The sequence below is a fragment of the Parafrankia colletiae genome, assembly GCF_001854655.1.
Taxonomy (GTDB): domain Bacteria; phylum Actinomycetota; class Actinomycetes; order Frankiales; family Frankiaceae; genus Parafrankia; species Parafrankia colletiae.
Genome location: NZ_MBLM01000032.1, coordinates 1 through 8,816 on the forward strand (window position 1 = coordinate 1; position 8,816 = coordinate 8,816).

The 8,816-nt window shown below is 67.8% G+C and carries 10 protein-coding genes; 1 reads left to right on the top strand and 9 read right to left on the bottom strand.

All coding sequences use genetic code 11. From position 1 onward, the window contains the following. Window positions 1-90 precede the first annotated feature (90 nt). The 7 genes from CC117_RS05570 to CC117_RS05600 all read right to left on the bottom strand — a co-directional run bounded on the left by CC117_RS05570 (window position 91) and on the right by CC117_RS05600 (window position 6,443). On the bottom strand, window positions 91-714 hold the full coding sequence (locus CC117_RS05570) for an AMP-binding protein (RefSeq protein ID WP_241829865.1): 624 nt from the start codon (window positions 712-714) through the stop codon (window positions 91-93). Next, window positions 707-1,849, bottom strand: coding sequence for a hypothetical protein (locus CC117_RS05575; RefSeq protein ID WP_071082687.1), 1,143 nt, complete (start codon window positions 1,847-1,849; stop codon window positions 707-709). Before CC117_RS05575 ends, CC117_RS05570 begins: the two co-directional genes overlap by 8 nt. A 501-nt stretch (window positions 1,850-2,350) precedes the next feature. Then, window positions 2,351-2,548, bottom strand: coding sequence for a hypothetical protein (locus CC117_RS37265; RefSeq protein ID WP_071082684.1), 198 nt, complete (start codon window positions 2,546-2,548; stop codon window positions 2,351-2,353). A 187-nt stretch (window positions 2,549-2,735) separates the two neighbouring features. Then, complete coding sequence (locus tag CC117_RS05585; RefSeq protein ID WP_018637273.1) at window positions 2,736-3,083, bottom strand: HepT-like ribonuclease domain-containing protein; 348 nt, start codon at window positions 3,081-3,083, stop codon at window positions 2,736-2,738. Next, window positions 3,073-3,375 (bottom strand): nucleotidyltransferase family protein, encoded by a 303-nt coding sequence (locus CC117_RS05590; protein ID WP_035740686.1) that lies wholly within the window; start codon window positions 3,373-3,375, stop codon window positions 3,073-3,075. Before CC117_RS05590 ends, CC117_RS05585 begins: the two co-directional genes overlap by 11 nt. Window positions 3,376-3,875: 500 nt before the next feature. Further along, on the bottom strand, window positions 3,876-4,607 hold the full coding sequence (locus tag CC117_RS05595; RefSeq protein WP_071082685.1) for a phosphotransferase: 732 nt from the start codon (window positions 4,605-4,607) through the stop codon (window positions 3,876-3,878). Window positions 4,608-4,715: 108 nt separating this feature from the next. Further along, entirely contained in the window at window positions 4,716-6,443 is a 1,728-nt protein-coding gene (locus tag CC117_RS05600) for a SulP family inorganic anion transporter (RefSeq protein ID WP_071082686.1), read from the bottom strand. Window positions 6,444-7,005: 562 nt separating this feature from the next. Between CC117_RS05600 and CC117_RS37270 the strand changes: the two genes are divergently transcribed. Beyond that, on the top strand, window positions 7,006-7,167 hold the full coding sequence (locus CC117_RS37270; protein WP_157905352.1) for a hypothetical protein: 162 nt from the start codon (window positions 7,006-7,008) through the stop codon (window positions 7,165-7,167). 52 nt (window positions 7,168-7,219) lie between these two features. Here the strand turns inward: CC117_RS37270 and CC117_RS05605 are convergent, their stop codons facing one another. Next, a complete protein-coding gene (locus CC117_RS05605) occupies window positions 7,220-7,573 on the bottom strand; it encodes an ArsR/SmtB family transcription factor (RefSeq protein WP_071082688.1) in 354 nt (117 codons plus the stop codon). Window positions 7,574-7,897: 324 nt separating this feature from the next. Beyond that, a partial coding sequence (gene rpoD / locus CC117_RS05610; protein ID WP_071082689.1) for an RNA polymerase sigma factor RpoD occupies window positions 7,898-8,816 on the bottom strand: 919 nt, incomplete at its 5' end.

The window sequence follows — 8,816 nt, forward strand, 5'->3', positions numbered from 1 at the left end:
GGGGTTTCTGTCCGGGTTGCCCGCTTCCTGTTCCGGCGGAATTTTGGGCAGGGTCTGATCGAACCAGCTGGTTATCGCATGCGAAACCGACTATTCCGAGTTTCGGAAAAACTCCAGGGCCTCGTGGTAGTTGTGGCTGAGCATGYAGCCCTTGGACAGCCCGGTCGTCCCACCCGTGTAGATGAAGGTCGCCAGATCCGAGGGCCGACGTGCCACCGGCTCCGCCAACGGCGCACTGGCCAGCAGCTCCTCGAAGGAATGCCCGGTCGCACCGGGGAACGCCGGTACCTCCGGCCCCGTCACCAGGACGTGGGCCAGGGCGGACAGGTCCGCGGTGACGGCGGCGGCACGGGCGGCGAGGTCGCCGGCGACCATCAGCACGGTCGACCCCGAGTCACGCAGCTGATGGCGCAGGTACTCGCCCTTGTAGGCGGTGTTGATGGGCACCGCGACGGCACCTGCCCACTGCGCCGCCCACCAGGCGATCAGCATTTCCGGCGAGTTCTCCAGCAACATCGCCACCCGGTCACCGGGCCCGACCCCGAGTGCCTGCAGCCCGGTGGCAAGGCGCGCGGCGGCGTCCCCGACCTGAGCCGCCGTCAGCGTGCGGCCACCGATGTCCAGGTATTCGGTGTCAGGCTCCTTCTCGATCCGCCGCACCAGCAGCTCCGTGGTGGTGTGCTGCTGCGCACTGCCCCACACGCCGTCACTCACCTGACAGTTCCTCCCCGCCTTCTTCGTCGTGGACCCGCTCTCGTGCCCCGTCCAACAGGTCGAGAAATCCGCCGGGCCGGTACGGCCCGATGACCGCCTGTTCCAGCACACCGAGCCCTGTCCGTTGCCCCCAGGTCGCCCGCATCACCTGCTGTACGTGCACCGTGTCGAACGCCAGGACGTCCAGGTCGGCGGTCCTGTGTGCCTCGCCGCCGACCGCCAGCTCGCCGTGCCATCTGCCATGTGACCAGGTGGGATGCAGGTAGCCGACGCCCTTCATACGAAACGCCCGCAACGGCTCCAGCTCGACCGCCTCGCCGCCGGGAACAACGATGGAGGCGCGCTCGGAGCGCCGCAGCCCCGGCGCCCAGCGGATGTCGTGCCGCGCTCCATGGAGCTCACGGAACCCGAGATCCGGTCCTGYCACGGGCGCGCCCTCGCCCAGCACGGGCATGACCACGGCCGTCTCCGCCCACGGCTGCCCGAACTCGTTCTCGAACACCAGGTAGTGCACGCACTCGTCGGCGAAGTTCAGCGGAGCCCACAGGAAGAACAGCTGGGGACGCGAGGTACGCGGCGCCGCCGGCGCCGGATCGCCAACTCCTCGGACTCCCCAGGAGCGGTCCTTCGTACCGAAGGTCCCGGGGGCGATCCGGATCTCCTGGCCGCCGGTCGAGAACGCCCCGGACCAGCTCACCATCTGCGTCGCGCGGGTGACGTCCATGGCCAGCCGGGTGCCCTCGTGGCGGGTCTGGCGCGGCTCCTCGTAGGCCGCGGTGCGCGCCGTCGCGACGAGGTCGGCGGTCAGCCCGTGCTCCGGGGAATCGACCAGGACTCGGCTGACCCGCATCGGCTCGACGATCTCGATCGAGATCGGGCCGATGGTCGTACTGGTCCGATCAAGCGGAATCCGCCCGGAGGYGAACACCGACCGCTGCACCCCGTCGTGGACCACGCTGAAGGCGGCATCGATCACGCCGCGGTTCGGATACAGCCCGAGCGCGACCGCGAAGTACATCTCCTCGTCGTAGCCGTTGAACCAGAACCGGTCATAGAAGTCAGCGTGTCCGTCACCCGCGTGCGCGACGGGCAGCGCCGTCTGGTGCAACGGATAGTCGTCAAAGGGGATGAGCAACGTCGGCTCCCTCTCCGAGCGGACCATGTTCTCGCGCCTCAGACCGACCACCGCTGCGACGCAGCGGCCAGCCAGCGACGTAACGCTGTGGCTCCTCCTGGACCGGGCTGCGCCTCTGCCCTCGCCACATCGAATACTAGCCGATATATCTAGATTTTTCCACGGACTGGCGACCGCGCCCGCCGGTGGGACCATCCCTGCGCACAGTCGACCTGCACACAGTCGCCTCTTGGTCGCGACGTCGGGAGGGTGCCTCCACCCACCGGAAGCGTTAAATAGATATAGATATCTTTGCTGGCCGTCATGCCGACGCACCTCCACGAGTCCCTGTGACAGCGAAGGAGTGGCCTTACCCGCGGCGCTCGACGTCATCTCCGACGTGGCGCCGGAGCCGAGATCCTGGCGTAGGCAACCGCGCGCCGCCCCCACCACTGGATGCTGACCTTCGAGGACGTCACCGAGCTRCACGCCCTTGCCGACCGCTGCCAGYGGCGGCTGCGCCTACCCGCCCTCGACCCGGTACCGCCTGACGGGCTGCACCTGACGCTCCAACGTCTCGCCTTCACCGACCAGATCAGCCAGGCTGACGTTCGCAGGACCATCGAGCAGGCGCGCGACCGGCTGGCTGGCCGGCACCGAGCCGTTCTCGTTGGCCGTGGGGCCGCCGGCGGGGCCCTCCGGTGYCGTCCGCTTCAGCATCCTGCCCTGGGCACCGGTGGTCCCATCCGGGACGGGATCATCGAGGCGAGCGGAGCAGGCGGAGCATCACCCGGCAGGTGCCCCAGCTGGCAAAAGAGAGATGGGCATCGTAGAACCGCTTCATCATCTGCCGCAGATCACCACCGAAGTCACCCCGGTGGTATTCGTTGCTGAGGCCCCAGTTGGTTCAGGTGACTTCGTCTACAGCGGCGAGAACCCGGCGTAGGTCGGCGGCGAACTGCGGCAGTTGCTCCCTGGCCGCGGTGTGCAGTATCTCGAGGTCGACGGACCAGTAGCCGTGGACGATCCGGTTGCGTAGCCGGACAGGCTGCTTCCAGGCGATGTCGGGGAAACGCCTGGTGATCTCGCCGGAGAGCTGACTGGCGGCCTCGCCAAGCACGGTGAAGTTCCACAGGAGTGCGTCGCGGCGCTGGCGGTCCGCCTCCAGACCGCTGATGGTGATCCCGTCGGTGAGTTTCTGCGCCTGATCGACTGCTTCGATCATCTCGCCGAGGAGGAGGATGTCACGCCGCATAAACGGGCCGCGCCTCAGCCAGGACGGACGAGCGGAGCAACGGGTGGAGCCCGCGGACGGAGACCAGGTCGACGGGCCGCCCGAACAGATCGGCGAGGTCATCGGCGAACTGCTCGATGTCCCAGCCCAGACGCCGGCCCGGCGCAAGAGTGTACAGGATGTCGATGTCACTGTCGGCGGTTGCGGTGCCACGCGCCTGCGAGCCGAACAACTGGAGCTCGGCAATCCCGTAACGACTGCAGATCGCCGCCAAGCGTGCACGGTCGATCTCTACTCCCGCGATGGACCTCACCGGGCAAGGGTAGCTGCAGGCGTCACGCGACGGCGGCACCACGACTCTCGGGCGGCCAGGACACGCCCACCGAGGCCGGGTTCACCCGGCTGGACGAATCCTCACGGCTCTCTTCTCCGGTCGGGGATTCGTCCTCGGGAAGTCGGCATGCACGTTCACCGCGCAGCATTCGTCGGGCGCGCCAGAGCAGTCGATGACGGCGCAGGACCGGGATGTGCTCGTCCTGCCGTTCGCAGCATGTGTCGAAGCCGCTGTGGCTCGGGCACTCGATCTCGTCGCTCGCCGGACAGTAGTACCTGTCCGGGCAACCACAGTCGGCGACAACGCGGGTCCACGCGCGCTTCACAGCCCGCGGCTGCCGACGCGGCAGGCTCTGAACCATGTAGCACCCTCTCACAGCGGCATCGCCTGCGATCCAGGTTCCATGGTCATCTACTCCTCGCCGGGCGAACCGGTCGGATGCGGGAACAGCAGACATGGCCATGTTCGATCTCGGAAGATCAACTTTGGCCGCCCAGCCGGCCGCGGTTGCCGGCCACCCACTGACAGGCGGCACGGACGTCCTCGACGGCGCCAGCCTCGCGCAGCCGCACCGCCCCCGGGTCGCCCGCCAGCGCTCCTGCCTGAATGCCGCGCCAGCAACGATCCTGCCACCACAGGATCCTCTCGATCAGTGGCGCATGCCGGTGCAGTCCGTAGGTGTCACGGATCAGCCTGATCCTCCGCGCGGCCTCGTCCGTATCGGTCACCGCGGGGCCGAGGCCGAGGAACTGCCAACAGACATGGGCGACGTCATGGATCCGCTCCCCAGGGGAGGCCAGATCCCAGTCGAGGAAGGCGACAGGGCGTAGCCCATCGCCGCGGTCGCGGTAGACGGTGTTCTTCGGCGCCAGGTCGTTGTGACAGACGACCTCGCTGCCGCCGGCCAGTGACGTGCCCACAGTCAGATCGTGAAACCGGCGAACCAGCTCGGCGACCGCGACAAGGCTCTCATCGGACGCGACGGACGCAGGCTGTTCGGGCTCCCAGGCAACATGTCCGGGCAGGAAGCTGAGGATCTCCCGGYCACGCTCGTCGACGCCGAGGAACCGTGGCGCACCGTCCCAGCCGTGCCGCGCCAGGAACCCGAGCAGCTCGTGCACGAAGTCAGCGCGGTGYGGCAGGGGTCTGCGCACCGTGTCGCCGCTGCGGACGACGGTGTTCACCCAACCACCCGGCATGGGTATATCCATCACGTCGACCTCGCCTCGGCTCGCCAGGCCCCCACTCCGACAGGGACTCTCACTACGGCGCCGGGACAACTGACCGGACACTCCCACGGCGCCGAGCTCATCATCCAATCATGCCTCGGGAACCGCCAGGACCGTGACATCCGTCGGCGCCACAAAACCGGCGGATGCATTTACGGTTTTTCCTTCTTTTCCCGCGAGAGTTCCGGTGTGGTGGAGATGGCCCCGGGCGGCCTGGATGGCCCCCGCGGCGGAGTCGAACACCTGTCCTTTCTTTTTTAGCCGGTCGAGCAGGCCGATGGCAATCAGGGTCCTTGTGTGTTCGGATCGCAGGCCTGAAACATAGACGATGATGCCGCGGTGTTCGAGGCGGTCGATAATGTCGCGCAGGACGATCGCGCCGGTGGCGTCGATCGCGCTGACCTTGGAAAGTCTGAGGATGAGAACCTTGACGTCCGCGATGGTGGTGAGTTCGTGAAGGAAGCGGTGGGCGGCGGYGAAGAACATGGGTCCGTCGATGCGGTAGACAACGATGTGCTCGGTGAGCAGCGCGTGATCGGCGAGCAGAGCCTGGTCGGCGTCGTGGTGGTCGGCCGCGTTCAGGGGCACCTCCTCGAGACGCGCGCTGCGGGCGATCTGCCGCAGCGCGAGAGCCCCGGCGACGACGAGGCCGAGGAGGACGGCGACGACGAGGTCAAGAACGATGGTCGCTCCGGCGGTCAGCATCATGACGACCGCGTCGGAGCGTGACGCGCGGCCGAGGGCACGCAGCGAGGCGACCTCCACCATTCGCGTGGCCGTGGCGAGGAGGACACCGGCGAGCGCGGCCAGCGGGATACGTGCGACGAGGGGCGCCGCCACGAGCATGATCCCGGCGAGAACCATGGCGTGAGTGAGGGCCGCGAGGCGCGAGGATGCGCCGGACCGGACGTTGACGGCCGTGCGGGCGATCGCGCCGGTGGCGGGTACTCCGCCGAACAGCGGAACGACGAGGTTGGCCAGGCCCTGACCGAACAGCTCCCGGTCGGGGTCGTGCTGCTCACCGGAGGTCATCGCGTCCGCGACGCTGGCGGAGAGCAGGCTTTCCAGGGCGGCCAGCGCGGCCACCGCCACCGCGGCCGTCGCGAGGGTCGGGATGGCGGAGATGTCGAGGAACCCGAGCGAGGGACTGGGCAGGGTCGCGGGCAGTGCGCCGAGAGTGGCGACGTCCCATCCACTCGCCGCGACCAGAATCGAGGTGAGGGCGACGGCCACCAGCGAGAACGGCACCGTGGGCCGCAGCCGAGCGCCGACGAGCATGAACGCCACGACCGCGGCGGCAAGTGCGAGCTCGGTCCAGTGCGGCCGGCGGGCGAAGTCGGTGATGGCTCCCCAGGCCACGGAGGTCACCGCGTCCCGGTCCTGTGGCTGTACTCCCAACGCGGCGGGAACCTGCTGAAGAAAGATCACCGCGGCGATCCCGGCGGTGAATCCCTCCACCACAGGAGCCGGTACGTAACGCATCGCGCGGCCGACGCGCAGGACGGCGAGCGCGAGCAGGATCATTCCAGCGAGCAGACCGACAGTCAGGACGCCGCCCGGACCATGCTGGTGCACGATCGGTACGAGGACCACGGTCATGGCCCCGGTGGGGCCGGACACCTGCAGGTTCGATCCGCCGAAGACAGCCGCGACGGCGCCCGCGACGATGGCGGTCACGAGTCCCGCGGCTGCGCCCAGGCCGGAGGAGACACCGAATCCGAGCGCGAGGGGCAGCGCGATCACCGCGACGGTCATCCCCGCGATCAGATCGCGGGCCGGTTGACGGCGCACGGCCAGCGCATCGGCTCGGCCGGGCATGAGCCGACCAAGYGGCGCCACCCACCGTGGGGAGGTGGTACTCATCGTGGCGAGACAAGGGTGCTGCAGACGGGCGGGGTGGTCGGGTGCATGAACAACATGAACAATCCGATCATCGTCAGGGTGTGGATCTCCGTCACCCCGGGACGGAGATGACAAGATGAATATTTCTTCAATTGTCGATGTCGTGGATGCAAGACGGTGGGCGAGTTGGTGTGACATCGGAGACCGCACCGAACCCGACCGCCGGGCCGAGGGGTACACGATGGAGAAGACGGAGAGGCCGAACCGCCATCGATCCCGCGCCCCCGGGTGACTCTCCTGGAGGGGCAGAACTCAGAGGGCGGCTTCAGCGGTCGCCGGCGTGAGCCGGGGATGGTCCAGCGGCGGCAGCGACCCGCCCRGACGGTGCCTCTTCGACGATGGCGTGTACGCCGGCCAGGCGCGCCATGAGGGTCATCGGGCGACGGGCCGCGACGGCCGCGAGCAGCAGCCCCGGAAGCATGTGAAGCGGGTGGGAAGCTGACGTGGCACAGGCCGGAGGAGGGGCGACTCCGGCCGGGTGCGCGGTACCGCGACGCTCTCCGGTGGCGCCGCCCAGCGCGACCAGGTCGACGCTCAGATCGAGCTGGGCCGCGAGCCGATGCAGAGTCTGGATGCCTCAGGCGACCGGATCATGGAGGGTGATCTCGCGGAGGCCGGGGCCCGGCCAGCGGACGGGTAAGATCTCATTCCGTACGCCCGTGCCCGCACGATTCCGTGCGCCCGTGCGGCAATCACTGCGCTCGCAGTGAGCTCGGATCCGCTTCGCGCAACTGGGCCAACAGCCCGGCCTGCCCGGCAGCCATCTCGGTCAGGATCCGACGCGCCGCCCGCATGAGATCGGCCACGTCCCCACCCGCGAGCGCGTACATCACCGTCGGCCCCTCCCTGGTCGCGGTGACGATTCCGGACCGGCGCAGCACCGCGAGCTGCTGGGACAGGTTCGATGCCTCGACGTCGATCATGGCCAGCAGATCCCGTACCGGCATGGGCCCGTCCTGCAGCAGCTCCARCACCCTGATCCGAACCGGATGGCCCAACATGCGGAAGAACTCCGCCTTCGCCTGGTACAGCGGTACCCGCCCCATCGCCGTCACCTCATCGCCGTCCCACCCGACCAGATCCCAGACTGCCAGGCCGGACACCRGCCACGGCCATGCCCGATCTTCTGTGTCCTCCAGCACCGGTCGGGCAGCAACCCAACACTGACCGTCTTGCCAGTTACGAAATTTATCAACCTGTGGGGTCTGGAGCATCATCGGCAAACGACGAGACGCCCGGCCCGCAGCCCGTTGACCGGACAGCCTCGCGGGCACCATCCGCCGGCAATCAGCGCGGACCCTCGCCCTGGCCGGACGCGACATCCCATGACTCCGGTCTCGCTTGAATCGGAGCTATACCTTGAATCGGAGCTATACCAGGTAGTCGCGTAGCCGCTGTGAACGTGCCGGGTGGCTTAGCTTCGCCAGAGTTCTTGATTCTATCTGCCGGATCCGTTCCCGGGTCACCCCGAATTCCCGGCCTACCTGCTCCAACGTCCTGGGCTGGCCGTCGGTCAGACCGAACCGAAGCTGGATGACCTTCTTCTCGCGCTCGGAAAGCGTGTGTAGGACCGAGTTGATTTGCTCCTGCAGGAGGACGGCGCTCGCCRCATCGAACGGCACGATCGCGTCGTTGTCCTCGATGAGGTCTCCGAACTGGGAGTCCCCCTCCGTGCCGATCGGGGTCTCCAGGGCCACGGGCGTCTGCGCGACCGCGAGAACTTCCGCCACCCTGTGCGGAGCGAGGTCCACCTGTATGGCGATCTCTTCCGGCGACGGCTCCCGGCCCAGATCTTGCAATAGCTGTCGCTGGATCCGTGTCACCTTGCTGATCGTCTCGACCATATGTACCGGAATACGGATGGTGCGCCCTTGGTCTGCGATGGCCCTCGTGACAGCCTGCCGGATCCACCAGGTGGCGTAGGTGGAGAACTTGTATCCCTTTGTGTAGTCGAATTTCTCCACCGCCCGGATCAGGCCCAGGTTACCTTCCTGGATCAGATCCAGCAGCAGCATGCCCCGGCCGACGTACCGCTTGGCGATGGACACCACCAGGCGCAGGTTCGCCTCCACCAGCTTGCTCTTGGCGATCTGGCCGTCCTGCTCGATCGCCTCCAGGTCCCGACGCAGCCGCGGGGAGTTCCTTCGGACGGCGGCGAGCTTTTCGGAGGCAAACAGGCCGGCCTCGATCCGCTTCGCCAGATCGACCTCCTCCTCCGCGGTCAGCAACCGCACCCGGCCGATGGCCTTGAGATACATCCGTACCGGGTCCGAGAGCAGCGCTGTGGCC

Bases quoted from the DNA above. Each gene is read 5' to 3' on its own strand.
- CC117_RS05585 (WP_018637273.1), bottom strand. From the start codon at position 3,083: ATGCGGCGTGACATCCTCCTCCTCGGCGAGATGATCGAAGCAGTCGAT.